Below are 26,018 nucleotides of genomic sequence, written 5' to 3'. Positions count from 1 at the left end.
ACCGTACCCGTCGAGTTTGAATGAAAATGGAACATCCTCCATCCGACGTTTCGCTCTCATCGAGCTTCCGTGCGGACAACCATATGAACACGCGGGTTGTGGTGGCTCAGAACGGCCTCTGGAATCTCGACAGCCTCGGTGTTCTCGACAATGTGCGGAAGGACTCCAAGCACCTTCTGATCACGGACAAGAACGTCGAAAAGCTGTATCTGCGGCCGGTGCTGGAAAGCATCGAGCGGAGCGGGCGGCTGGTGCGGACGATCGTCGTGCCGCCGGAAGAATCGTCGAAGAGCTTCGAGGTCTATGCGCGCCTAGTTCAGACCGCGCTCGACTACGGGATCGACAAATATTCCGTGGTGTTCAGCCTCGGCGGCGGCCTGGTCAACAATCTGGCCGGCTTTCTCGCCTCGACCTTGTATCGCGGCATAGGCCTGATCCATCTACCGACGAGCCTGCTAGCCCAGGTCGATGCCGCGATCGATTTCAAGCAGGCACTCAACTTCAGTCATGGCAAGAATCTGATCGGGAGCTTCTATCCCGCGTCGAATGTGCTGATCGATCCGATCGCGCTACGCACGTTGAATCCGCGGCTGATCCGCTGCGGGCTCGCGGAATCGATGAAGCACGCGCTGTGCCAGGATAGCGACTTCCTCAACTACATCATGTCCCATCACAATCATCTCGGCGAACTCGACTTCCTGACCGAGACGGTGGTTCGTTCCGTGAATCTCAAGCTCGAGATGATGGCGCCCAGCCTGCATTCCGACCGCGAAGAGGTGGTCAAGCAGTACGGCCACGCGGTCGGACACGCAGTCGAGCACCTCTCGGGGGGCGACATTTATCACGGCGAAGCGATCTCGATCGGGATGTGCGTGTCGGCGGAAATCGGCCGGCTGATGGGTGTCACCGACGAGGAAACCGTCGATATTCACTATCGTTCGCTGGCGATGCTGGGACTGCCGACCATGGTTCCCTACGAGTTTTCGCTCGGTGATATCTGGGAGAAGGTCCGCTACGACAAGCACTTCTTCCGCGATCGGGCCTATGTGGGGCTGCTGCGCACCATCGGGGTTCCCAGCAACAGCGGCGAGGACGGGTTGCACGGGCATTGGGTGTCGCGCGAGGTGCTGTTCGAAGCGATCGAAGCCAATCGGCGCGCAGGCACCCGTTCGGGCTACTGATCCGGACGATCTGCTTCGAACCTTGCCCGCCGAGGTTTGCGATCGTGCTGATCCATTTCGGACAGAGGTGTCCGGTTTCGGGAAAATGCTGCAGTCTCGTGCTTGCCCGCTGAGAAAGCATCGCGTCATCCCGGTTACGGCGCGCGATATCTCGGTTTTTGAAGGACCAATGGACCATCGATATCGGCCATGGTACCTGTAGCAGAGGCGATTTGCGCCGCTACTCCTTCCTTCAGGCTCTTCAGCCGCATTGATATGGTCGGAAATGCCACCAGCGAAGACAACTGCTCGTCACGACGCTTCTGACCCGTACATCTGTCTGATCAGCATTCTGGTACCCGTTTACAACACGCCGCCGGACGTCCTCGATGCGACGATCCAGTCGGTTCTCTCGCAGACGTTCACGGATTGGGAACTGTGCATCTGCGACGATTGCTCGACGGATCCGCAGACGCTTGCTGTGCTCGACGCCTACAAGGGCACCGATCGGCGCATCAAGATCGTGCGGGCTCCGACCAATCTCAACATTTCCCGCGCGACCAATCTCTGCGCCGAGATGGCGACGGGGGAGTTCGTCGGCTTTCTCGATCATGACGATGTTCTGCAGCCCGATGCGCTCGCGGACGTCGCGGCTGAACTGCAGCGCGATGCGGAAATCGACGTCCTCTACACCGACGAGGACAAGCTCGAACTCGACGGCAGCCTGACCGAGCCCTACTTCAAGCCCGACTGGTCGCCGGAGCATCTGACCTCGGTGATGTATGTGCTGCATTTCACCGTCGTTCGGAAGAGTTTGTTCTTCGACGTCGGGATGTTGCGGCACGAATTCGCCGGTGCGCAGGACTACGATCTCGCCCTTCGGGTGTGCGGCCGTGCCCGCAAGATCGTGCATATTCCGAAGATTCTGTATCATTGGCGCAAGATTCCCGGTTCGGCGGCAGCTGCTGTTGACGCCAAGCCGGCCGCGCTGATCAATGCGCGGGCGGCGCTGCTGGACTACGCGCGGCAGCGCGATCCCGAAGCCACCGTCGACCTCGGCCAACTGCACGGACTGTTTCGTCTCAACTGGAGCGCGGGACGCCGACCCGATCCGGTGACATTGCTGATCCTGACGGATTCGCGGCGTCGCGACGTTCCTGGCCGCGGCGACATTCTGATGGTCGATCACTTCATCGACAGCATCTTCGAAAAATCCACCTTCCGCGCATTCAAGATCGTGGTGGTGGACAACGGCAATCTGCCCGCCGATATCCGCGCCAAGTTCGAGAAGCTGGGCGTACGTGTCCACTCCTACGCATTCGAGCCGCCGTTCAACTTCTCCAACAAGCCCAATTTCTCGATCGACAAGGTCGAGACCGAGGACGTCATCATTCTGAACGACGATCTCGAGGTGATCAGCCCCGATTGGATCGAGGCGCTGCTCGGCTTCTCACGCCAGCCCGAGATCGGCGCGGTGGGCTGCCGTCTGCGCTTCGCCGACGATCGGATCCAGCACGCCGGGATCGCGCTCGGATTGACCTCGCCGTGCATGCATCTTTTCTACAATCGGCCGGCGGGCGCGCCGGGCTATTACAGTTTCACTCACTTGGTGCGGAACTATTCGGCCGTTACGGGCGCGGTGCTAGCGACCACGATGTCGAAGCTGCGCGAGGTCGGCGGTTTCGACGAGAATATGAGAATCGACTACAACGACATCGATCTCTGTCTTCGGCTGGGCGAAAGGGGCTACCGCATCGTGTATACGCCTCATGCCGAGTTGTATCATTTCGAGCGGAGTTCTTCCTCGCGCAACGCTCCCGAGGACAGCGATACGGCCAACTTCGTTGCGAGGTGGAAGGGGCTGTTGGACCGCGATCCCTATATGAATCCGAATTTTGTCGGAGACTACGATAAGCTGTCCGACAATCTCTCCTTGATCACCTGAGCATTCCGAAGCCAAGATGTCCAAAGTTCCCAGCGCCACCGCCGCCGCAGCCGCGATGACCGAAGTCAGCGAACGCTGGCGCAGTCATCTAGAAGGCTGCCGAAGCGGCGACGACGACTACGCAGTGATCGAGCGGTCGGGACTGTTCGATCGCAAGTTCTACTTGGCGACTTATGCCGATGTCGACGCTGCGGGGATGGATCCGCTGCGCCACTACATCGATTTTGGCGCGCGGGAAATGAGGTCACCCAATCCGTGGTTCGATGCGAACTACTATCGCACCCAGTTTGGGCAGTTTCCGGTCGGTTTCAATCCTCTGCTGCATTATATCGAATCAGGCGAACAGCTCGGGTTCAGGCCGCATCCCAAGTTCGATCCGACACGCTATCGCAACTTCTTCCCCGTCGTCGACCGCGCAAAGGTGTCGGCGCTCTGGCATTTTCTGAACTTCGGGTCGGCGGGTCTAATCCAGACGCGGCGCTACACGCCGCCGCGTCGTATAGAGCCGGTGAAGCCGCCACTCCGAGAATGGGTGCGCCCGGCCTCTGTTCCGATGGGGGTGAATTTCGTTTCGCCGCTGTCGCGAATTTCCGGGCTCGGCGTCAGCGCGCGAGGTTTTGTCGATGCCCTGCAGAGCGCCGAGATTCCGGTTCATCTGATCGAATGGACCGAGGGATTCGAACACCAGGAGACGGTCGACACCGGCCTGAAGGGCGTCCAAAGCCTGCAGCCGATCAATCTGATCCATATGAACGCCGATATCTTCCATCTGGTCGCGAACGGTCTGCGGCAGAACGGGATTCTGAGTCCGGACCGCTACAATATCGGGATCTGGTATTGGGAGCTCGCTGCTTTTCGTCACGAGTGGATGCCGTGGGTGGCGCTGCTCGACGAGATCTGGTGCGCATCGTCATTCAACGTGCGCGCGGTCGATGTCGTGTCGGCGCGCCCGGTCAATCTGCTCCGGCCCGCGGTGGTTCCGCCGGTCGCGCCGGGGCAGTTTTCGCGCTCGCATTTCGGATTGAACGACGACAGCCTGGTGTTCTTCTATAATTGTGATCTGTCGAGCCGCATCGACCGCAAGAACCCGGAAGCGCTCGCCCATGCCTTCCGGGCCGAGTTCGGCGACGATCCGCGTTATCAGCTCGTCCTGAAGATCGGTCTGGCCGACCGATATCCAATATCCGCGCGCCGGGTGGCGAGTGCCGCCGATGGTGCGAGCAACATCCTTCTTATGGAGCGCACCCTTTCCGATCCGGAACTGGCCGATCTGCTGCACCACACCTTCGCTTATGTCTCGCCGCATCGTTCCGAAGGGCTCGGACTGACGATCATCGAGGCGATGCTGAGCGGCTGTCCGGTGATCGCCACGCCCTATGGCGGCGCGGCGGATTTTGTCGTCGATGGGGTTGCGAGGCCGCTGGCTTACCGTTTGACCGAGATCGAGGTGACGGACGAACCTTACCGTCGCGGTTGTGTCTGGGCCGACCCGTCGGTTCCGGATATTCGCCGCGCGATGCGCGAGCTTGCCGACGCTCCCGACGCCGCGCGCGCCTTGGGCCAGCGTGGCAAGGCGCATGCGGAGGCATTGTTTTCCCGCGAAACAACGTCGCGGGCCGTTCGCGCCCGGCTCGAGGAGATCTGGCAGCACCACGCCAGCCGCTGACGCGCCTGCCTGGCAGATCGTGCGCGGCCTGGCGCCGTCTGAAATGACGAGCTCGGCCGGGACAATCTGCGATTGCCGCAGGGCCGATTGCCGAATATAAATCCAGCATCATCCACCTGAGATAGCTGGGAAATCTTGACCCGACGGATTCTCATCACGGGGGCAGGGCGGGGCATCGGATTCGCCATCGCGCAGGTGCTGGCCCGGGACGGCTTTTCGCTTGCGCTGGTGACCAAGACCGAGGCGTCGGCAGAGAAGCTGCGCGCCGAACGCTTCGTCGAGGCCGCGGACGCCACCGTTGTGGCGTTCGATCTTGCCGATCCGGCAGCTTTGGCGTCGTTTGTCGCGGATTGGCGGGAGCCGCTATGGGGCGTCGTCCACAACGCCGGCATCTGCGAAACGGCGGCCATTGCCGACCCCGATCACGACCCTTGGGGCGAGGTGCTGGCGGTCAATCTGGAGGCGCCCTATCGGCTGACGCGCGGGCTGCTGCCGCGGATCTCGCGTCCCGGGCGGATCGTCACCATCGGCTCGCAGCTCTCAGTCGAGGGCCGCGCCGGCTACGGCGCCTATTGCGCGTCGAAATTCGGTTTGATCGGCCTGACCAAATGCTGGGCCAAGGAACTCGGCCGCGACGGCATCACCGTGAACGCCGTCTGCCCGGGCTGGGTCGAAACCGAGATGACCAATAGCGACATTGATCGCATCGCCGCCGAGCAGGGGCGTGACGCGGCGGCGTTCAAGGCCGAGATCGCCGATCCGCTCGAATTGAAGCGCTTCAACAGCCCCGAAGAAGTCGCCGAACTGGTCGCGTTTCTGATGTCGCAAAAGGCGTCCGGCATCACCGGCCGGGCCTGGCTGATGCAAACGGTTTGGAATCAGCAGTAATGCCGTCCGTCGATCCCGTCATCGTCGTTCCCGTTCACGAAGCCAAGACCGGGCCGGAGGTGGAAGCCTCGCTCCGGCACCTACGGCATTTTCTCGGTCGCTATCGTCTTGTCCTGGCCAAGCCGGCACGTCTCGACTGGTCGATTCCCGGATTGGACGATGAGATCTTTCCAGACGACAGTTTCGGCTCGCTGCTTCGCTACAACCGGTTTCAACTGTCACCGCTGTTCTATCGTCGCTTTGCTCAGCACAGCCATATCCTGATTTATCACCTCGACGCGCTCGCGTTTCGAGACGAACTGATCGAATGGTGCGAGAGCGATTACGACTATATCGGTGCCAGCTGGTATCCTCATCTGATCGAGAAGTACATCGGCGAGCCGTGGCCTTTCGCCAAGATCGCGGCTGGCAATGGCGGCTTCAGCTTGCGCCGCGTCTCCGCCTTCATCGATCATCTGGAGAACCGGCGGCCGACGCTGAGGCATACGCTCGATCGTCTGCTGGAAGGCAACTTCGACGCGGCTAACCGCCTGTGGCGCTATCGCAAGCATCTGACGCCTTCGAACTACGTCCAGCACAAGATGCTGGCCGAGGACGTGTATTGGGGCGTGTTCGCGCCGCTGATCGATCCGTCGTTTCGGGTCGCTCCTGTCGAGATCGCGAACCGGTTTTCGTTCGAATACGATCCGAACTTCCTGCTGCAGCAATCCGGCGGCCGCATTCCGTTCGGATGCCACGCCTGGTACCGCTTCGAGGACGCCCGGGCATTCTGGCAAAGCCGACTGCTGCCGCCGGACGGCAATCCGGCCTGACTGTCGTCAGTTTCGCGCCGAGGCCCACCACCGATATGTCGACGCCAAGCCGCTCGCCAGATCATGCGTCGGGCGCCAGCCGGTGGAGCGGATGCGGGTCGAATCGCCGACCAGCATTGGCGGATCGCCGGCGCGGTCGGGGCGGGCGCCGAGCTGAATTAGCTCGGGTCGACCGCTGATTTCGCCGAGCCGGGTAACGATTTCCGCCAGCCGCACCGGATCGCCGGACGACAGATTCACTACGCCTTCGAGTGAGGACCGCAGCAGCGCGATCGCCGCATCGGCGAGATCGTCGATATACAGAAAGTCCCGCCAAGCCGCCCCGGAGGAGAATGCGGCGGGCTGGCCGGCGGCGAGCTGACGGCACGCATAGGGAATGATGCGGCCGGCATTTTCGAACGGGCCGTAGCCGAAGAACACCCGGCCGGTGGCAGCCGAGCAGCCCGCTTTGGCGGCTGCGGTCTGCAGCACGTCGTGAAACGATTTCTTGGCGACGCCATACAGCGTCGACGGCCGTTCCGGCGTGACGCCCTCGGTCATGTATCCGTGCGACCAGTCGTATTCCGCAGCGGTGCCGATCTGCACGAAGCGCGTGCCGCCGGCGGCCAGGAAAGCCTGCAGCAGGTCGCAACTCGTCGCCAGCCAACGCAGATTGGCCGGGCTCTCCCAATAATCGTTGTGGGCGGTGATCCAGGCGGCGTGGATCAGGTGGGTCGGCCTTGCCGCCGCGATCAGTGTTTCCGCCGCGCCGGGCGCCGTGAGGTCGAGGCTATGCCAGGTCGTTCGCGTGGTGGGGGGCAGCGCGCCGCCGGCTGGGGAATGAACACCGTGAATTTCGGTGACGGCCGTATCGGCCTCGAGACGGGCCAGCAGATGCCGGCCGATGAACCCACGTGCTCCCGTCACCATCACGCGCATGTCGAGCCTTCGTCCGGTTACGGCGTCAGCGCCAGATCGCTCAGGCCGGGCAGGGCCGCGTCGCGTTCGCTGATCACGTCCGGGGCGTGCGGCCAGTCGATTCCGACCTGCCCATCGTTCCAGTTCAAACCGCGGGCGAGATCGGCCTGATAGGGCTGCGCGATTTGATACGCCACCATGGTTTCGTCCCTGAGCGTCAGGAAGCCGTGGGCGAAACCTTGCGGGACGTATAGCGCCAGAAGATTCTCCGCCGTCAGCTCGAGACTGAACCACCGGCCGAACGTCGGCGAGCCCGGGCGGATGTCGACCGCGACATCGTAGATCGCGCCCTGCACGACGCGGACCAGCTTGTCCTCCATCCGCGGCGCCGCCTGGAAGTGCATCCCGCGCAGCGTATGGCGGCGCTGGTTGAACGAGAAGCTGCACTGGTCGATATCGGGATTGAGGCCGCGCTCGCTGAACGTGGTCCGGCAGAAGGTGCGCATGAAGAACCCGCGCTCGTCACGAAACGGCTCGGGCTCTATCACGACGCAGCCGTCGAGCGGGGTCGGGACGATCTTCATGCGCGGAACGCGTCGACGATCTTGGGTGTCGGAATCGGGATGATGAACTTGCCGCCCCAGTCGGCGATCGCCGCCATCTGCGCGGTGATCTCCTTCTCCAGATTCCACGGCAGAATCACCAGGTAGTCCGGCTTGGCCTCGGTGATCGCCTGCGGCGCCAGGATCGGCAGCCGCGTGCCGGGCAGAAACATGCCCTGCTTGTGCGGCGACATGTCCACGGTGAAGTCGATCATGTCGGCGCCGACGCCGCAGTAGTTCAGCAGCGTGTTGCCCTTCGCCGGCGCGCCGTAGGCGGCGATGGACTTGCCCTGGCGCTTGAGGTCGATCAGCAGCGAGAGGAAGGCCCGCTTGGTCTCGCGGACCTTCTCGGCGAAGGCGAGATACGGCGCGTCGGTATCGAGGCCCAGCCGTCGTTCGAGGTCGCGGACTTCCGCAAGGCCGGGCCCGTCGGTGTGGCCGGCGTCCTTGCGGCAGGCGAACAGCCGCAGCGACCCGCCGTGGGTCGGCAACTGCTGGACGTCGAACACGCGCAGCCCCTGAGCGGCGAAGATGCGCTCGCAGGCCAGCAGCGACAGATACGAGAAGTGCTCGTGATAGATCGTGTCGAACTGATTGAGCTCGAGCATGTTGGCGACGTGCGGGAATTCAAAAGTGGCGACGCCCTCGTCGGCGAGCAGGATGGCGAAGCCTTTGACGAAGTCGTTGATGTCCGGAACATGCGCCAGCACGTTGTTAGCGGCAGTCAGGCGTGCGCGCTTGCCGCTCGCGACCAGCTCCTGCGCGGTCGCCGCGCCGAAGAACTTCACCACCGTCGGAATGCCGCGCTCCTCCTGCGCCACCTTGGCGACGGACGCGCTCGGTTCGATCCCGAGCACCGGAATGCCGGATTTGTGGAAGTACTGCAGCAGATAGCCGTCGTTGCTGGCGATCTCGACCACGAGATCGGACGCGCCGATCGCAAAGCGCCGGCGCATCTCCTCGGTGTAGCGCTGGGCATGGGCGAGCCACGATGTCGAATACGACGAGAAATATGCGTAGTCCTCCCGGAACAGGTCGTCGGAGCGGAAGAAGTTCTGCAACTGCACAAGCCGGCAGGAGTCGCAGACGAAGGTGCGCAGCGGATAGAACGGCTCCGGGCCGTCGACCTTGGCGGCGCTCAAATAGTCGTTGGCGATCGGCGTGCTGCCGAGATCCGCGACCAGAATCCGTAGCGGCGTCCCGCAATGTCTGCAAACGTGGTTTGCCGTATCAGTCATGAACAAGTACCTTGGAGTTGCCGCCGGATCGAACTCGGCCGGGTGCTACCAGATCTTCCACGGCGCCTTGGACGAGGTCCAGAGCTGCTCGAGATATTGCTTGTCGCGCAGCGTATCCATGGGGTGCCAGAAGCCGTGATGTTTGTAGGCGCTGAGCTGGCCGTCACGCGCCAGTCCTTCGAGCGGCTCGCGCTCCCAGATCGTCGCGTCGCCGTCAATGTATTTGAACACTTCGGGTGACAGCACGAAGAACCCACCATTGATCCAGCCGAGTTCGCCGTCGGGCTTCTCCTGGAAGCTGGTGACGCCGTCCTTGTCGTCGAAATTCAGCGCGCCGAAGCGGCCCGGCGGGCTGACCGCAGTGATGGTGGCGAGCTTGCCGTGAGAGGCGTGGAAGCGCAGCAGCGCGGTGATGTCGACATCGCCGACGCCGTCGCCGTAAGTGAGGCAGAACGGTTCGTCGCCGACGTAGTCCCGGACTCTCCTGACGCGGCCGCCGGTCATCGACTCGGCCCCGGTATCAACCAGGGTCACCGTCCAGTTCTCCGCGCGCTTGTTGTGGTACAGAATCGAGTTGTCACCAAAATTGAACGTAACGTCGGATTGATGCAGGAAATAATTCGAGAAGTACTCTTTGATCAGGTAACCCTTGTAGCCGAGGCAGACGATGAATTCGTTCACGCCATGCGCGTGAAAGATCTTCATAATGTGCCAGAGGATCGGCAATCCGCCGATCTCGATCAGCGGCTTGGGGCGCACCGAGGTCTCTTCCGCGATACGTGTTCCCATGCCGCCGGCCAGGATCACCGCCTTCTTCACTGAAACCATTGCCTTTTCGAGCCCCGTGAAGCGGCTGGTTTGCCGCACGCCTTCAACCAAGTCAATTGGTTAGGGCACCGATCAACCGGATCAGCAAATCGGTGGGAATACAACCCGAGACGGCCTTTCGCCGTGCCGCCCGGGTTGCTAAGACCTGCCTTCGCGCAGCACGGCCACCGATCGATTGAGAGGTTTTTATGAACATCCTTGTGACCGGAAACCTTGGGTATGTCGGTGCAGTTCTGGTGCCTTATTTGCGGCGGCAGTATCCGGACGCGCGGATCGTCGGTTATGACACGGGTTATTTTGCACATTGTGTGACAGCTCGCACCCGCCTACCGGAAAGCTTCGCCGATGCGCAGGTTTACGGTGACGTTCGAACGCTTCCCGACAGCCTCATCAAGGAGGCCGACGCGATCGTCTGTCTCGCGGCGATCTCCAACGATCCGATCGGAAACGAGCACGAGGGGCCGACGCTCGACATCAATCAGGTCGCAGTGCTCGACATCGCGCAGAGGGCCGCCGAGTTGGGCGTCAAGTCATTCGTATTCGCGTCGAGCTGTTCTGCCTACGGCGCTGCCGAAGGTCCCCCCCGGCGTGAGGGGGACTCGCTCAATCCGCTGACCGCCTATGCCAAGTCCAAGGTTGGAACCGAGCAGGGCTTGGCCAAGCTTGGGAACGGCAGCATGTCGATCACCGCGCTGCGGTTTGCGACGGCGTGTGGAATGTCGCCGCGTCTGCGGCTCGACCTGGTGCTGAACGATTTCGTCGCCTGCGCCATCGCCACCAAGGAGATTACCGTGCTCAGCGACGGCTCGCCGTGGCGACCGCTGATCGACGTCGCCGACATGGCGCGCGCGATCGATTGGGCGATCAAGCGCGACCAGAGCGTCGGTGGCCCGTTCCTCACGGTCAATGTCGGAAGCAACAGCTGGAACTACCAGGTTCGCGATCTCGCCGAGGCGGTCGCCCGTGAGATTCCGGGGACGCGGGTCAGCATCAACAAGGATGGCCAGCCGGACAAGCGTTCCTATCGGGTCAACTTCGATCTGTTCGAGAAGATCGCCGAGGGTTACACGCCGATCGTGACGCTCGAAGAATCGATCCGCCGTTTGAAGGCGGGACTCGAGGCGATCAACTTCTCCGATGCCGACTTCCGTTCGTCCGAGATGATGCGGCTGAAGACGATTCAGAAGCATCGCAAGGAAGGCGCTCTGACGACCGACCTGCGCTGGGCGTAGCGCCAGCGCTGTCCCGTGACAGCCTCCTCGACCGCGGCCGAGATGGAGACATCATGCAAATTCGCGAACTCGACATCCCCGGCGTGCGATTGCTGTCGCCGAAGCGCTTCTCGGACGATCGCGGTTGGTTCTCGGAGAGCTACAATCAGAAAACGCTCGCCCAGTTCGATATTCACTGGCAGTTCGTTCAGGATAATCATTCCTATTCGAAGCACGCCGGTACGATCCGCGGCTTTCACTTCCAGGCGCCGCCGCACGCGCAGGACAAGCTGGTCCGCTGCGTCCGCGGCAGCATCGTCGACATCGCGGTCGATTTGCGCGCCGGATCGCCGACCTATGCCAAATGGGTCGCGGCGGAACTGTCCGCCGAGAACGGCGAACAGCTGTTCGTTCCGGTCGGCTTCGCACACGCCTTCGTGACGCTCGAGCCGGACACCGAGGTGCTTTACAAAGTTACCAGCTTCTACGCGCCGGAATCCGACGGCGGCGTGCGCTGGGACGATCCCACCATCGCGTTCCCCTGGAAGCTGCCGCCGGGCGCCCCGCATCTGTCCGCCAAGGATGCCAAGCTGCCGTGGCTGCAGGACATCCAGACTCCCTTCCGGTGACCGCAACCGGGAGTGGTCGCTGGTTTCGGGGCTGCGGCCCCGGCGCTGGGCGTAACGACTCGGTCGGCCGACCTTGACTTTCCCGGCCGGTCTGACTTCTAACCATGCTCGGGGCGCTTGAAATCCGGGCTTTTTCGAACGTTTGAAAGTGACACGATGAAGCGGGCTTTGATCACCGGCGTGACCGGACAGGATGGCGCGTATCTGGCGGCGCTGCTGCTGGAGAAAGGCTACGAGGTCCACGGCCTGGTACGGCGGTCGAGCTCGGCCGACGTGATCGATGCCAAGTTGCGTTGGCTGGGCGTGCACAATGACGTCCGTTTCGTCGACGGTAATCTGCTGGACCTGTCGTCGCTGCTCCGCGCGATGCGCGAGATCAAGCCGGACGAGGTCTACAATCTGGCGGCGCAGTCGTTCGTCAAATCATCGTGGACGCAGCCGATCCTGACCGGCCAGGTCACCGGGCTTGGCGCCGTCAATGTGCTGGAGGCCGTGCGCCTCGATGCGCCGCAGGCGCGGTTTTATCAAGCCTCGTCCTCGGAAATGTATGGTCTGATCCAGGAGCCGGTGCAGAGCGAGACGACACCGTTCTATCCGCGCTCACCCTATGCGGTCGCCAAGGTCTATGCCCACGGCATGACGGTGAACTATCGCGAGAGCTTCGGCCTGCACGCCAGCAACGGCATCCTGTTCAATCACGAGTCTCCGGTGCGGGGCATCGAATTCGTCACCCGCAAGGTCACCGACGGCGTGGCTCGCATCAAGCTCGGCCAGCAGACCGAACTGCGGCTCGGCAATATCGACGCCAAGCGCGACTGGGGCCATTCCAAGGACTACGTCCGCGCGATGTGGATGATGCTGCAGCAGGACAAGCCGGAAGATTACGTCATCGCCACCGGCCGCACCACGACGGTGCGCGACATGTGCCGCATCGCGTTCGCCCATGTCGGCCTGAATATCGACGATCACCTGGTGATCGACCCGGATCTGTTCCGGCCCGCGGAGGTCGACGTGCTGCTCGGCAATCCGGCCAAGGCGCGCAGTAAGCTCGGCTGGGAGCCGACCATCACGCTCGAGCAGATGATCCAGGAGATGGTGGAAGCCGATCTTCGCCGGGTTCGGCAGCAGATCGGGTAGCGCCATGACCTCTTCGCTGCCTGCGCGGCTGTTGGTCACCGGGGCCACGGGCTTCGTCGGGCGTCATCTGGTCGACGCTCTGGCCGAGCGGTTGCCGGAGAGCGAGATTCTGCTCGCCGATCGCCAAAGCGATGCCGGCCGCAGCGAGGCCGGGCGCCGTTTCGTGCGGCTCGACGTCAGCGACGCCGATCAGGTCGAGCGGCTGATCCGGGCCGAGCAACCGACCCATATCGTGCACCTCGCGGCGCTGGCTGCGGTCACCGCCGCGAACGCCGATCAGCGGCTCGCCTGGACGGTGAATTTCGGCGGCACGCAGAATCTCGCGCTGGCGGTGTCCGCTTTCGCGCCGGAGTGCCGCTTGCTCTATTGCAGCAGCGCCGAAGTTTACGGCGCCAGCTTCAAGTCCGGGCAGCCGCTCGACGAAACCGCCTTGCTCGATCCCGTCAATCCCTATGGCGCCGCAAAAGCGGCCGCCGACATCATGCTGGGCCAGATGGCGCGCAGCGGACTGCGGGTGCTGCGGCTTCGCCCGTTCAATCACACCGGACCGGGCCAGACCCCGCACTTCGCCATTCCGGCCTTCGCCTCGCAGATCGCCAGCATCGAACGCGGCGAGCAGGAGCCAGTGATCCGCGTCGGCGACCTGTCGAGCAAACGCGATTTCCTCGATGTCCGCGATGTCGTGGATGCCTATGTCCGGGCGCTGCTGCGGTTCGACGATCTGCCGAATGGCGCAGTGATCAATATCGCCTCCGGTGTGGCGCGGCCGCTGCAGGCCGCGCTCGACCAGTTGCTGTCGCTGACCTCGTCGAAGATCGAGGTGATGGTGGATCCGCAGCGGCTACGTCCGAACGATACGCCGGTGGCGTTCGGCAATGCGGCACGCGCCGCCGAATGGCTGGATTGGCGGCCTGCTCACGCCTGGCCGGACACCATCGCCTCGGTTCTCGACTACTGGCGAAGGCAGGCCCCCGGGCCGAACTGATCGGCAGTCAGCACCGGATCCGGCGGAGGCCCTGCTCGAAGGTCTGGGATTTACACCACATACGGGAAGGTGGTGCAGCCCTGCGACACCAGTCCGACGCCCCCTGCGGCCTCCTCGTCGATCGCGGCGAGTTTGAGCCCGGCCGCTTTGGCGCTGTAGATCACCGATCTTTCGATGGCGTGCGCGAGCGTGCCGTTGCCCTGTCCCAGTTCCGGCTCGAAGTCGGCCATTGCGAGCCCAAGGGCACCCAGCGGCAGCAGCGCCTTGGTGCGGGCGATGAACATCGTCCCGGCGAAAAATGTGTCCGTCTCCAAGTCGACTTCCGCACCCATCCGTTGCGCAAGCCGACGAACGGCGCCCTCATTGCGTCCGAGATAGGGCTGCATGGCGAGCAGATATTTTCTTGGCCCGAGCACGCCGATCTCCGGATGCTCGTCCAACAGGGCGGCGGCGCGCTTCAGGTGCTCCGGATCGGCCAGCAGTCGGAAAAGCCCCTGCCGCCACGCTGCGCCATAAGGGCCGCCCTGCGTCGCCTTGCTGTGAAGCTTCAGCACCTTGCCGTAACGCTCGTCGTCCAGCGATCGCAGGACCTCGAGAAACGGCGCGACGTCGCGTCCGCGGTTCTCGGTCGACACCAGGGTCGCGGCCAGCCCGCGTTGGGCAATGAAGGATTCGACGATCGTCCGCTTGTCGGCGCTCGTCGTCACGAACAGGTCATGGGGTAACTGGAGTGTCTCGATCCAGTCCAGGCATTCCGGGAGCAGGTCCGTGTAATAGACATGGACCACGATGGCGATGCGGTCCGGCTCCGCCATCGCGCCGGTTCTCAGCGCGACACGCAGAGCTGCCATCTTGGTCGCCTCGAGATTGCCGAAGCCGAACCGCCGGTCGGGTTCGAGATACGCGCCTTCGCCCCATTCATTCCAGGCGTTGATGAAAACGACCCGCTGGCTCGGGTCGGCGTGGTGTTGCGCGGTTTGGTCGATCACTGTTTCCAGATAGTCCCGGTAGCTGCCGGGGTCGGCGCCCATCAGGGTTCGGCCGGCGCCGGGACGGCGGGCCTGATTGTCCCAGGACGGGCACACCGAGCGAAACAACGGATAGTCCGGCTCGACGAACTTCCGCGCGCGGCGCAGCAGGTCGTGATAATCGAACACCTGGCCATCGAAATTCGGATTGAGCAACGGCGGCGAGCCGGGGTAGCGCGCCAGGTTTCGCTCGAGCCATCGGCTGTCGCTCGGCGAATGTTGAAACGCACTGTCGAACCCCTCTTCGGCGGGGTCGAGGCGTTCGTAGCTCTCGCTGCGGCAGACGTGGATTTCGCCGATGCCGTTTTGTCTGCACCAGTCGCGCCATCGGCCCACGGTGGCGGCCGGATCTGGCAGCATCGCCGACCGCCAGACATTGATCAGCGGCCTGCCGTCGACACGGAAGTACTTCTTGTGCCGCAGATATTGCGCGATATGCGCAATGAATGCGATGTCGTCATCCGGGCTGTATTCCTGCGCAATCAAAATTTCATTGGCATTGCCGGACCAGGTTCGCGACCAGTCGTCGTTAGCCCAGCACAGGCAGAACTCGAAATCGATGTTGTCGTTCTCGACGAAGCTCTTGAGTGGCGCCTCGAGCAAGGTCCTGCCGCTGAACCAATAGAAATAGAAACAGAACGCCGAGAGCCCGGCGTGCTTGGCCATTGCGGCCTGCTGCTCCTGCACTTCGGGGAGCCGCAGATCGTAAAACCCGAGATCGGCCGGCAGTCGTGGCTGATAATGCCCGACGAATTGCGGCACAGCGCGCGTGACGTTGGTCCACTCGGTGAAGCCGTGGCCCCACCATTCGTTGTTTTCCGGGATCGGATAGAACTGCGGAAGGTAGTGCGCGACCAGCCGGGCGGCCCGGGGAGTCTTGATCTGCGAGAGGGTCGAGATGTACTCGGCTCGATCCGAAACATAACCGAAATGGTTATCGATGAAAGTTTGAAGCAGCCTCGACAAATCGGCGTTCTTCATACGCAACAGTCCGAACGAACACGAGGTTGGTAGGTCCGCAACGATCGAGAAACAATTATCGCGGAGTGGCCGCCTGAGATCGAGTATCCCAAACGGGATGTCATATTGCTCCCATCATCTGTACTTGAACGGTATTAGTTGCGTCAAACCTCTTGATAGAGAGGCGTGTGACGCGTGCTACACTCAACCCCGATGTCACGGGGGAGCGCACGTTCGTCGGTCGAGCTTCGTGTCATTGCCATTTTTCTGAGCAACTCGAACGTGACAAAGTCACGACGTCTGGTCTCCCATGAGGCAGAACGGCCCCGAGCGCGATCCCGGGCCGGCGCCGTTGGGGCGCAGTCTTCGCCCCGATAAACTTCCTGTCCGGTGTTTGAGGATTGACACCCTGCTGCCGATGAGCAAACCAATCGCTCGTTGGATAATCCCATGCCGAACACGCCGGCCGGGGCCGGGGAGACGAGATCGGCGGTCCTGCCGTTCTTGCAACCGTCCCGCTGCCGAGGCTATCGTCGATCAACGAGGACTCGATGGACAACCGTATCATTCCCCTGATCATGTGCGGCGGCGCCGGGACGCGGCTGTGGCCGGCCTCCCGCGAGGTCCGTCCGAAGCAGTTCTTGCCGCTGTTCGGAAAGCGATCCACCTTCCAGGAGACGCTGCTGCGCGTATCCGATCCGGCGCTGTTCGGCCGGCCGATCGTGATGACCAATGCCGGCTATCGCTTCATCGTATTGGAGCAGCTCAGTGAGCTCGGCATCGAAGCGGACATTCTGCTGGAGCCGGCCCGTCGCGACTCCGGCCCGGCGATCGCCGCCGGAACGGTCCTCGCCCATCAGCGCGATCCGGATGCGGTCGTTCTGGCGCTGGCGGCGGATCATGTGGTCCGGGACACGCGCGGCTTTGTAGAAGCGTGCCGCGCCGGCAAGGTTGCGGCCGACCAAGGGTTCATCGTGACCTTCGGCGTCAAGCCGGAGCGGCCGGCCAGCGAATACGGTTATATCTGTCCGGGCGAGCAGATCACCGGCGGCGTATTCAGGGTCGGGAAGTTCGTCGAAAAGCCGGATGCTCAGACCGCCGCCGCCTATGTTGAGCAGGGCTACCTCTGGAACAGCGGCAACTTCATGTTCCGCGCGACTTCGCTTCTGGACGAATATCGGGAGCACGATCCCGACAGCATCGACAGCATCACCGAGGCGGTGACCGAGGCCGGTCGCGATCTCGGATTCCTCACGCTGGCGCCGGAGACGTTCGGCCGGGCCAAGGCGATTTCGGTCGACTATGCGGTGATGGAAAAGACCTCGCGCGCCGCCGTCGTGCCGGTCGATTGCGGCTGGTCGGATGTCGGCTCGTGGCATGCGGTCTGGGAGCTGTCGGACAAGGACGAGCATGGCAACGCCGCTCAGGGCACCGTTGTGTTCGAGGACAGCCGCAACTGCAACGTGACGTCGGACAAGGCGCTGGTGGCGCTCGAGGGCGTCGACGATCTGGTCGTCGTCGCGACCATGGACGCGATCCTGGTGTCGCGCCAGAAGGACGCCAATGGCCTGAAGCGGCTGGTTGCCAAGCTCAAGGCCGTGGCGCCGGAAGTGACCCAGCAGCATCTGCGGGTGCATCGCCCTTGGGGCAGCTACGAGTCGCTCAATACCGGCGATCGCCACCAGGTGAAGCGGATCGTCGTCAAAGCCGGCGGCAGGCTGTCGCTGCAGAAGCATCATCACCGCTCCGAGCATTGGATCGTGGTGCGCGGCACCGCGCTGGTCACCGTCAACGAACTCGTCAAGATCGTGCACGAGAACGAGTCGATCTATATCCCGATCGGCGCGACCCATCGGCTCGAGAACCCGGGCAAGATCCCGCTTGAACTGATCGAGGTTCAGACCGGCAGCTATCTGGGCGAGGATGACATCATTCGCATCGAGGATGATTACCAGAGGGCCTGACGGCCGGCCTCACGGGTTTCCAAACGCGAATCGTGTCTTTCAGTTGTGTGTGTGTGTGAGTAGTACGCCGATGTTCCCGAAGCCGAAGCCGTTTCTGCAGCCCAACACCTACGCCTACGAATCCGAACCGATGGTGAAGCCGACGGGCTTCCGCGAATACGACGCGCGCTGGCTGTTCGGCAAAGAGATCAACCTGATGGGCGTGCAGGCGCTCGGAATGGGGCTCGGCACCCTGATCGCGGAGATGGGCCGGCCGCAGGAGATCGTCACCGGCCATGATTTCCGCGGCTACTCGGCCTCGATCAAATACGCGCTGATCGGCGGCTTGATGGCGGCGGGCTGCAAGGTACACGACATCGGGCTTGCGGTCACGCCGATGGCGTATTTCGCTCAGTTCGACCTCGACGTGCCGTGCGTCGCGATGGTGACCGCCTCGCACAACGACAATGGCTGGACAGGCGTCAAAATGGGCGCCAACCGGCCGCTGACCTTCGGCCCCGACGAGATGAGCCGGCTGAAGGAGATCGTACTCGGTGCCCGGTTCGCCAGCGGCGCTGGCTCCTACGTCTTTCACGAGAATTATCCGGCGCGCTATATTGCGGACCTCACCGAGCGCGTACGGCTGAAGCGCAAGCTGAAGGTCGTGGTCGCCTGCGGCAACGGCACGGCGGGCGCATTTGCGCCCCAGGTGATGGAAGCGATCGGCTGCGAAGTGATCCCGCTCGACACCGAGCTCGATCACACCTTCCCGAAATACAATCCAAATCCGGAAGACATGGAGATGCTGCACGCGATCCGCGACGCGGTGCTGCAGCACAAGGCCGATCTCGGTTTCGGCTTCGACGGCGACGGTGATCGCTGCGGCGTCGTCGACGACACCGGCGAGGAGATCTTCGCCGACAAGGTCGGCGTGATGCTGGCGCGCGACATGTCGGCGACGACTCCGGACGCGCAGTTCGTCGTCGACGTCAAGTCGACCGGTCTGTTTCACACCGATCCGGTGCTGCAGGCGCAGGGCGCCAAGACCGAATATTGGAAGACCGGCCACTCCTACATGAAGCGCCGCACTAACGAGCTGAAGGCGCTGGCCGGCTTCGAGAAGTCCGGCCACTTCTTCTTCAACACGCCGCCCGGCCGCGGCTATGACGACGGTCTGGTGTCGGCGATCGCGATCTGCGAGATGCTCGACCACGCGCCCGGCAAATCGATGTCGGACCTGAAGAACGCGTTGCCGAAGACGTGGTCGTCGCCGACGATGTCGCCGCATTGCGACGACGAGAAGAAGTACGGCGTGATCGACGCGGTGGTGAAGCATTTCGAAGCCGCCCAGGCGAATGGCGACGAGGTCGCCGGCCAACCGATCCGCGATCTCGTCACCGTCAACGGCGTGCGCGTTACCTGTGCGGACGGCAGCTGGGGCCTGGTCCGCGCTTCGTCGAACAAGCCGGAGCTCGTGGTCGTGGTCGAGAGCCCGGTGTCGGAAGCCCGGATGCACGAGATGTTCGAGGCCGTGAATGTAGTGTTGCGCCAGCATCCGGAGGTCGGCGCCTACAACCAGACGATCTGACCGAATAGGCCGGGGCCGTGCGCCCGAGCACCCGCCGCGTCGGGTGCTCGGTCTCTAAGCCGGCGACGGCTGAGTGATATTTGGTCCCGCCGCGACGGAATTGCGCCGGTTCGGCGTATAACGCCTGTCCGGCGCCGTCTGCGGGTGAGTTCGGGGAGCGCCGGTGTTGGCCGGCCCCGCTTTGATCCCGTTGGCGATTTGATCTAGGGGACAGCCAGGGAGATCCACCATTCGGCACCAACCGACCATTAATCGCGCGGGCGAACTGATGGCGCGGAGCGCGTCGGCGATGACGCTTGCCGTGCTGCTGATGTCGTGCTCGTCGATCCTCGAGGCCCTGCCGGAAACCGCCGGGCAGGCGCCGAGCCTCACGGCCGCCGCCGAAGGAATCAGGAAGGTCGCCGCCGAGGCCAAGCTTGCCGAGCCGCTCGAACTCGGCGGCCCGATCGAAGCCAATCCGGTGACCGTCGCGCCCTGGATCATCTGTCTACGCAGCGCGACGCCCGGTCCGACGCGTTCGACCTACGCGCTTTTCTATCGCGACGCCAAGCTGGTGTCGTGGCGGTTCTCAGCAATCGTCGATCGCTGTGAGGAGCAGACTTTCTCGCCGCTCAAGTGAGCTCGGCGGCCAGCCTATGCTTTGGTCCGGGCACGCCAGATTGTCCGCGCCTTGGCGATCGCCTCGATGATTCTGCGCCCGTCCGCAGCCGCCCTTAGCTTCTCGAGCTGCCGCACGCGCCCGGCTGCCAGATCGGCGCCGACCTGCCGGTCATTCAGCGCCGCGTCTAAGGCCGCCGCCGTCGCCTGCGGCGTCGGATTGGTGACGACGATCGCCGCATCGCCCGCGGTCTCGATCATGCCCGGCTCGGCGCGGATCACCAGTGGCTTGCCGAAGAACATCGCGTCGAGCAGCGGGACGCCAAAGCCTTCGTGCCGGCTCATCGAGGCGCATACCGTCGCCTGCTGATACAGCCGCTTCAGGTCGTCTTCGCCGATGTCGTGATGAAAGGCGATGCGGCTACCAATGGCGGGATCGAGGTCTCCGACTCGTTGCTTGAGCCCGAGCGCGTAGTCCGACTGCGACGGCCCGCCGACGATGGCGAGACGCACCTCCTGGTCGCTGCGTGCCAGATGCGCGAAGCCGGCGATCAGGTCGTCGATGCCCTTGTGTGGCACCAGCCGGCCGACGAACAGCACCAGCCGTCCGTCCGATCCGGCCGGTGCGTCAGGTGCTGCGATGTTGTCCCAGCGCTCGACGCCGATCACCGGCGGGCAGGGGACGATCTGCTCGACGTCGATTCCGGCCGCCTGATCCGCGGGGAGATCCTCGATCAGCGCAGCCGCGGTGGCGCGCGAATTGGCCATGATGACGTCGAACCGGCCGCACAGCCCGCGCTGCGCCAGCCCCTGCTTGACCAGATCGGCGGTGCGCTCGTCGGTGCCGCGAAAGAACCGCTCCGGCGTGATGTTCTGGTAGAACACGATCTTCGGATTGGGCAGCGCCGCGACTGCCGGGAAGGCCGGGTCCTCGGTCGAGAACTGGAAGATGATGGTATCTTCCGGCGCGATCTCCGCCAGCGCCGCCGGCATCGGCTGGATCCGCGCGCGGTCGTCGGGATGGCAGTTCTCGGCTGCCAGCACGGCGTCGAAGCCGGCGCGCCGCAGCAGCATGCCGACCTGTTCACAGAAGTTTCCAACCGCGTCGTTGCGCTGAATGTCGCGCGCGATGACAAATACGCGTGGCGAAGTTGCGTCGGAGTTCGATGGGGTGATCGGCATCGGCAACAGATCACACGCCGGACCCGGCATTGCAACCATTTGCCGCCCGGCACCAGCCTGCCTGCCGCGCTTGAAGCGGACCGGAATTCCAACTAGAACGCCAGCGACGAAAACGGCGAAGGAAGGTTCCCTTTGCTCGAATCAACCTATTGATTTCAGATCGTTTTCGACGGGCGCGCCGGCGCGTGCGAGAGCGAAGCAAGTGCGGGTGGACGCTGAATGACGACGGTCTTAGTGACGGGTGGCGCCGGCTTCATCGGGTCCGCGGTGTGCCGATATCTGATCGGGCGCACCGATGCGCAGATCGTCAATCTCGACAAGCTGACATATGCCGGCAATCTGCAGTCGCTGAAGACGATTAAGGACAATCCGCGCTATCGGTTCGTTCAAGGCGATATCGGCGATCGCGCGCTCTTGGACGAGCTGCTGCAGCAGACCAGGCCGACGCACATCATGCATCTCGCCGCGGAGTCCCACGTCGATCGCTCGATCCGCGGCGCCGGCGACTTCATCGATACCAATATCGTCGGCACCTTCCGGCTGCTCGAAGCCGCCCGCGGGTATCGTGACGGGTTGAGCGGAGAGGCGCGCGATCAGTTCCGGTTTCTCCACGTCTCCACCGACGAGGTGTACGGCACGCTCGGCGACATCGGTGCCTTCGTCGAGACCACGCCCTATGCGCCGAACTCGCCCTATTCGGCGTCGAAGGCGGCGTCGGATCATCTGGTCCGGGCGTGGTTTCACACCTACGGCTTTCCGGCCCTGATCTCGAACTGCTCGAACAATTACGGCCCGTATCAATATCCGGAAAAGCTGGTAGGTCGCACCATCACGCGGGCGCTGGCGCGGCAGTCGCTGCCGGTGTTCGGCCAGGGCCTCAATATTCGCGACTGGCTGTATGTCGAAGATCACGCCCAGGCGCTGTGGCTCGTCGTCAGCCGCGGCCGGCTCGGCGAGCAGTACAACATCGGCGGCCGCAACGAGCGGCGCAACATCGACCTGGTCAAGCGGATCTGCGCGCTGCTCGACGCCAAGACGGCCGATGCGCCGGTTGGCGGCTACGCGTCGCTGATCGAATTCGTGGTCGATCGCGCCGGCCACGATTTCCGCTACGCCATCGACGCGACCAAGATCGAAACCGAACTGGGGTGGAAAGCCGAACATGATTTCGACTCCGGCATCGAGGCGACCGTCGATTGGTATCTCGCCAACGAATGGTGGTGGAAGCCGCTGCTGCACGGCGCGGCCTGATCCGCGCGTGCTGTCGGTCACATCCGGGCGAAGCGCGCGATGACGGTGCTGGTGTTCGGCCGTAGCGGTCAGGTCGCGACCGCACTGGTGCGCGAGGCGGACGCGCGCGGCGTCGCGCTGCAGGCGCTCGGCCGCGCCGACGTCGACGTGCTCGATGAGGCGGCACTGGTCGATGCCGTAACCAGGATCGGCGCCACTGCGGTCGTCAACGCGGCCGCCTATACGGCGGTCGACAAGGCCGAGACCGAACGTGATGCTGCGTTCGCACTGAACGCCCAGGCGCCGGGGGGGATGGCGAAGATTTGCGCGCAGCGCGGCCTGCCGTTCGTGCATCTGTCCACCGACTATGTGTTCGACGGCAGCGCGCACGAGCCCTATCGCGAGGATCATCCCCTGGCGCCGCTCGGCGTCTATGGCGCCTCGAAGGCGGAAGGCGAGCGGCTGGTAATGCAGCAGTATCCGCAAGCGATCGTGCTGCGCACCGCCTGGGTGTATTACGAGCAGGGCCAGAATTTCGTCCGCACCATGCTGCGGCTCGGCCGCGAACGCGACGAGGTGCGCGTGGTCGACGATCAGATCGGCAATCCGACCTACGCGGCCGACATCGCCGAGACGTGTCTTGCGATCGTGGCGCAGGTCCAGGCCGGCGCCCGGCACGCGGGGGTGTCTCACTATGCGGGCAGCGGCGCGGTGAGCTGGTTCGGCTTCGCGCAGGCGATCTTCGCCGAGGCCGCCCGCGCCGGCCGCCGTGTGCCGCAGTCGGTTATCCCGATTACCACCTCAGAGTATCCGACTCCGGCGAAACGGCCCGCCAATTCGCAATTGTCGTGCGGCCGGCTGGAAGGCGCCTTCGGCATCGCGCCGAAGCCGTGGCGCGAGCGGCTGCAAGTCTGTCTCGAGAGAATTGCCGACTAGCACGCGCGACCGCCGCGCGCGATGTGTCGATGGGAGATGCCGGCCGATGCGGGTTCTGTTCAACACCTATCCCTGGGCCTTCGCCACGCCGGGCGGCGGCGAGATTCAGCTGCTCAAATACGCCGAGCATCTGCCGGCGCTCGGCGTCGAGGTGGTGCTGCACGACATCTGGAAGCCGGCTTTCGACCGGGTGTCGCTGGTGCATTTCTTCGGCTGCCTCGGCGGCTCAATCCAGTTCTGCGGCTATGCCAAGAGCCGTGGCCTGCCGCTGGTGATCACCTCGTCGCTGTGGATCACCGAGGAGACGGCGCATCGCTATCCGATGGACGAGATCCGCGCGCAGCTGTCGCTCGCCGATCTCGTCATCACCAATTCCAACACCGAGTCGGAAACGCTCGCGCGGGTGTTCTCGCTGCCGCGCGAACGCTTCACCGCGGTGATGAACGGCGTCGAGCCGCGCTTCGCCGGGCCGCACGATCCGGCGCTGTTCCGCGAGCGCTTCGGCATCGAGGGGCCGTTCGTGCTGAATGTCGGCAATGTCGAGGCGCGCAAGAACCAGCTCGGCCTGCTGCGCGCGATGGCGGGCCACGATTTGCCGGTGGTGGTGATCGGGCACATCCGGGAACCGGATTATGGCCGCCAGATGCTGGCCGAAGGCGGCGACCGGTTGCGCTATCTCGGCCCGCTCGATCATGGCGATCCGCTGCTGGCCTCGGCCTATGCGGCATGTTCGGCGTTCGTGCTGCCGTCGACCCTGGAGACGCCGGGCCTGGCCGCGCTGGAGGCGGCCGCCGCCGGCGCGCCGCTGGTGGTCACCTCGGAGGGATCGACGCGCGATTATTTCGGCGATCTCGCGCAATATGTCCGCCACGACGATCCGGCGGATATCCGTCGCGGGATCGATGCCGCGCTGGCCGCCGCTCGGGGCCGCGAACTGCAATCCCATATTCTGAACAATTTTTCCTGGTCGGCCGTCACCGCGACGCTGGTCGATGTCTACCGCCGGGTCGTCGGCGGCTAGCTGTTCCGGCCGCAGGCGGAGGCTTGATTGCCTCGTTCGGCCATCAGGTGTAATCAGTCCCGCTGCGGCCGGACCGGCTGTTCCCGTTGTTTCGGGCTCGTCGCGTCTCGCGCAGCCCCGCCGGCCGGATCTGCGGCCGCAAGATGCGAGATGGGGTCGAGATGCTTCGTTTAGTCGTCAACGGCATGAAGGGTCTGGCCGCCGGTCTGGTGGCCTATCCGATCGCCGAACGTCTCGAAGGCCGCGATATCCGCTCGAAGCGCCGGCTGTTCGCCGCCGAGATGGCGCTGCCGTTCGCTCAGCGCCGCGCCCATTCCTGGGCCGCCGCGGTCGACATGGTGCGGTTCGCTGCCGCCAACGTTCCGTATTACCGTGACCTGTTCAGCAACATCCGGTTCGATCCCGAGAATCTCGTGCGCGATCCGAAATACTGGATGGATATCCCGCATCTGACCAAGGACATCATCCGCGCCGAGGGTGAGCGGCTGCTACGCAGCGACCACGCCAATTTCAAGAAGTTCGACGCCAAGACCGGCGGCTCCACCGGTCCCTCGGCGCACATCTATTACGATCAGGACGGCGCCGACTGGACTTCGGCGGTGGTGCGCTACGCGCGGGCGCGCATCGGCAATCACCACATGCGGTCGGAGCTGCATTTCGCCAGCAAGTTTCCCGACGCGATTCCGTGGAAGGCGAAGCTGCGCGAAGACTTCAAGTGCTTCGCGATGAACCGCTACAACATCTTCTTCTCGACCTTTGAGCCGGATGAGCTCGAAACAATCTGGCAGAAGATCCGGTCGATCCGGCCGCATCTGGTGCACGGCCATCCGTCGACGATCTATCAGCTCGCGCTGCACGTCGAGGCGCGGCACGGCAGCGGCAAGGCGTTCAGCATCTTCGAATCCTCGGGCGAACTGCTGGAGAAGAAGCAGCGCGAGACCATCGCGCGCGCGCTTCGCTGCAAGGTGATCGATCGCTACGGCCTCGCCGAAGCCGGCGTCGTCGCCTACCAGACCGATCCGGATCGTTCGGCGCTCGATGTGTTCGATCCTTTGTGCTGGCCGGAAGTGACGCCGGTCGAAGGCGGTGCCGAGCTCGAGGACGTGCCCGGCGCCAGCCGCGGCGAACTGATGATCACCACGCTGAAGAACCGGCTGATGCCGCTGATCCGCTACCGCACCGGCGATCTCGCGGTGCTGAGCGAGACCGCAAACGGCTTCTTCATCCACGAACTGATGGGCCGCGTGCACGACGTCATTCAGATCGCTGGCCGTCAGTTGCCGACCCACTACGTCCAGGACGTGCTCGACCGCGTCGGCGGCATCAAGGAGTTCCAGATCGTGATGCGCGACGGCAAGCCGGTGTTCCGCATTGTGCCCGAAGACGGCGCCGACGTCGAAGGCATCCGCGGCCGGCTGAGCGGCTGGTGGGGCGACGCGACCGGTATCGAGTTCATCGCGCCGAGCGAGCTGAAGCTGCAAGGCTGGCGCGGCAAGTTCCGGCACTTCGTGCCGGAAGCGGCCGTATAGCGGCGG

At 63.7% G+C, this 26,018-nt stretch carries 22 protein-coding genes; 16 read left to right on the top strand and 6 right to left on the bottom strand.

All coding sequences use genetic code 11. The features are described from left to right. Positions 1-83: 83 nt before the first annotated feature. From IP86_RS03715 to IP86_RS03695, 5 genes are all read left to right on the top strand, one after another. Positions 84-1,181 carry a 2-deoxy-scyllo-inosose synthase gene (locus tag IP86_RS03715; RefSeq protein ID WP_245290523.1) on the top strand — a complete coding sequence of 366 codons (1,098 nt, stop codon included), beginning with the start codon at positions 84-86 and terminating at the stop codon, positions 1,179-1,181. A gap of 265 nt (positions 1,182-1,446) precedes the next feature. After that, positions 1,447-3,105 carry a glycosyltransferase family 2 protein gene (locus IP86_RS03710; protein ID WP_054161167.1) on the top strand — a complete coding sequence of 553 codons (1,659 nt, stop codon included), beginning with the start codon at positions 1,447-1,449 and terminating at the stop codon, positions 3,103-3,105. A gap of 55 nt (positions 3,106-3,160) precedes the next feature. Further along, positions 3,161-4,771, top strand: coding sequence for a glycosyltransferase family 4 protein (locus IP86_RS03705; protein ID WP_197279617.1), 1,611 nt, complete (start codon positions 3,161-3,163; stop codon positions 4,769-4,771). Between the two features lie 135 nt (positions 4,772-4,906). Beyond that, complete coding sequence (locus IP86_RS03700; protein WP_054161165.1) at positions 4,907-5,659, top strand: SDR family NAD(P)-dependent oxidoreductase; 753 nt, start codon at positions 4,907-4,909, stop codon at positions 5,657-5,659. Continuing rightward, positions 5,659-6,471 carry a DUF5672 family protein gene (locus IP86_RS03695; RefSeq protein WP_054161164.1) on the top strand — a complete coding sequence of 271 codons (813 nt, stop codon included), beginning with the start codon at positions 5,659-5,661 and terminating at the stop codon, positions 6,469-6,471. Before IP86_RS03700 ends, IP86_RS03695 begins: the two co-directional genes overlap by 1 nt. Before the next feature lie 6 nt (positions 6,472-6,477). Here the strand turns inward: IP86_RS03695 and IP86_RS03690 are convergent, their stop codons facing one another. From IP86_RS03690 to rfbF, 4 genes are read right to left on the bottom strand one after another with little or no spacing between them, the layout of a single operon-like run. Then, positions 6,478-7,389 (bottom strand): NAD-dependent epimerase/dehydratase family protein, encoded by a 912-nt coding sequence (locus tag IP86_RS03690; protein WP_054161163.1) that lies wholly within the window; start codon positions 7,387-7,389, stop codon positions 6,478-6,480. Positions 7,390-7,406: 17 nt separating this feature from the next. After that, positions 7,407-7,952: a dTDP-4-dehydrorhamnose 3,5-epimerase gene (rfbC, locus tag IP86_RS03685; RefSeq protein ID WP_054161162.1), complete on the bottom strand. Its 546-nt coding sequence runs from the start codon at positions 7,950-7,952 to the stop codon at positions 7,407-7,409. Then, complete coding sequence (locus tag IP86_RS03680; RefSeq protein WP_054161161.1) at positions 7,949-9,208, bottom strand: class I SAM-dependent methyltransferase; 1,260 nt, start codon at positions 9,206-9,208, stop codon at positions 7,949-7,951. Before IP86_RS03680 ends, rfbC (IP86_RS03685) begins: the two co-directional genes overlap by 4 nt. Positions 9,209-9,253: 45 nt before the next feature. Further along, positions 9,254-10,036 carry a glucose-1-phosphate cytidylyltransferase gene (rfbF, locus tag IP86_RS03675; protein WP_054161206.1) on the bottom strand — a complete coding sequence of 261 codons (783 nt, stop codon included), beginning with the start codon at positions 10,034-10,036 and terminating at the stop codon, positions 9,254-9,256. Positions 10,037-10,224: 188 nt separating this feature from the next. Between rfbF and IP86_RS03670 the strand changes: the two genes are divergently transcribed. From IP86_RS03670 to IP86_RS03655, 4 genes are all read left to right on the top strand, one after another. After that, positions 10,225-11,268: an NAD-dependent epimerase/dehydratase family protein gene (locus tag IP86_RS03670; RefSeq protein ID WP_054161160.1), complete on the top strand. Its 1,044-nt coding sequence runs from the start codon at positions 10,225-10,227 to the stop codon at positions 11,266-11,268. Between the two features lie 53 nt (positions 11,269-11,321). Next, positions 11,322-11,876: a dTDP-4-dehydrorhamnose 3,5-epimerase gene (gene rfbC / locus IP86_RS03665; protein WP_197279616.1), complete on the top strand. Its 555-nt coding sequence runs from the start codon at positions 11,322-11,324 to the stop codon at positions 11,874-11,876. 156 nt (positions 11,877-12,032) lie between these two features. After that, on the top strand, positions 12,033-13,013 hold the full coding sequence (gmd, locus tag IP86_RS03660) for a GDP-mannose 4,6-dehydratase (protein ID WP_054161159.1): 981 nt from the start codon (positions 12,033-12,035) through the stop codon (positions 13,011-13,013). Positions 13,014-13,017: 4 nt separating this feature from the next. Continuing rightward, positions 13,018-13,998: an NAD-dependent epimerase/dehydratase family protein gene (locus tag IP86_RS03655; RefSeq protein WP_054161158.1), complete on the top strand. Its 981-nt coding sequence runs from the start codon at positions 13,018-13,020 to the stop codon at positions 13,996-13,998. Positions 13,999-14,048: 50 nt separating this feature from the next. On the opposite strand, the gene IP86_RS03650 is transcribed toward IP86_RS03655, so the two are convergent. Then, positions 14,049-16,007, bottom strand: coding sequence for a glycoside hydrolase family 99-like domain-containing protein (locus tag IP86_RS03650; RefSeq protein ID WP_054161157.1), 1,959 nt, complete (start codon positions 16,005-16,007; stop codon positions 14,049-14,051). A 530-nt stretch (positions 16,008-16,537) separates the two neighbouring features. Between IP86_RS03650 and IP86_RS03645 the strand changes: the two genes are divergently transcribed. The 3 genes from IP86_RS03645 (at position 16,538) to IP86_RS03635 (ending at position 20,136) form a co-directional block, all read left to right on the top strand. Continuing rightward, the gene (locus IP86_RS03645; RefSeq protein ID WP_054161156.1) at positions 16,538-17,950 is read left to right on the top strand and encodes a mannose-1-phosphate guanylyltransferase/mannose-6-phosphate isomerase; all 1,413 of its coding nucleotides are present in this window, start codon (positions 16,538-16,540) and stop codon (positions 17,948-17,950) included. Positions 17,951-18,020: 70 nt separating this feature from the next. Then, entirely contained in the window at positions 18,021-19,517 is a 1,497-nt protein-coding gene (locus tag IP86_RS03640; protein WP_054161155.1) for a phosphomannomutase/phosphoglucomutase, read from the top strand. 268 nt (positions 19,518-19,785) lie between these two features. Further along, positions 19,786-20,136, top strand: a complete 351-nt coding sequence (locus tag IP86_RS03635) for a hypothetical protein (RefSeq protein ID WP_054161154.1) — start codon at positions 19,786-19,788, stop codon at positions 20,134-20,136. Between the two features lie 14 nt (positions 20,137-20,150). On the opposite strand, the gene IP86_RS03630 is transcribed toward IP86_RS03635, so the two are convergent. After that, entirely contained in the window at positions 20,151-21,296 is a 1,146-nt protein-coding gene (locus IP86_RS03630; RefSeq protein WP_245290522.1) for a glycosyltransferase family 4 protein, read from the bottom strand. A gap of 219 nt (positions 21,297-21,515) precedes the next feature. On the opposite strand from IP86_RS03630, the gene rfbB reads away from it, so the two are divergent. From rfbB to IP86_RS03610, 4 genes are all read left to right on the top strand, one after another. Beyond that, positions 21,516-22,547 (top strand): dTDP-glucose 4,6-dehydratase, encoded by a 1,032-nt coding sequence (gene rfbB, locus IP86_RS03625; protein WP_054161153.1) that lies wholly within the window; start codon positions 21,516-21,518, stop codon positions 22,545-22,547. Between the two features lie 39 nt (positions 22,548-22,586). Beyond that, a complete protein-coding gene (rfbD, locus tag IP86_RS03620) occupies positions 22,587-23,462 on the top strand; it encodes a dTDP-4-dehydrorhamnose reductase (RefSeq protein ID WP_054161152.1) in 876 nt (291 codons plus the stop codon). A gap of 46 nt (positions 23,463-23,508) precedes the next feature. Next, positions 23,509-24,483, top strand: coding sequence for a glycosyltransferase (locus IP86_RS03615; protein WP_054161151.1), 975 nt, complete (start codon positions 23,509-23,511; stop codon positions 24,481-24,483). A 161-nt stretch (positions 24,484-24,644) separates the two neighbouring features. Continuing rightward, on the top strand, positions 24,645-26,012 hold the full coding sequence (locus IP86_RS03610; RefSeq protein WP_054161150.1) for a phenylacetate--CoA ligase family protein: 1,368 nt from the start codon (positions 24,645-24,647) through the stop codon (positions 26,010-26,012). The last annotated feature ends 6 nt before the right edge of the window (positions 26,013-26,018 follow it).

The sequence above is a fragment of the Rhodopseudomonas sp. AAP120 genome (assembly GCF_001295845.1).
Lineage (GTDB): Bacteria > Pseudomonadota > Alphaproteobacteria > Rhizobiales > Xanthobacteraceae > Rhodopseudomonas.
The sequence above is the reverse complement of the archived record's forward strand: the minus strand, read 5'-3'. Positions and strand labels throughout refer to the sequence as shown.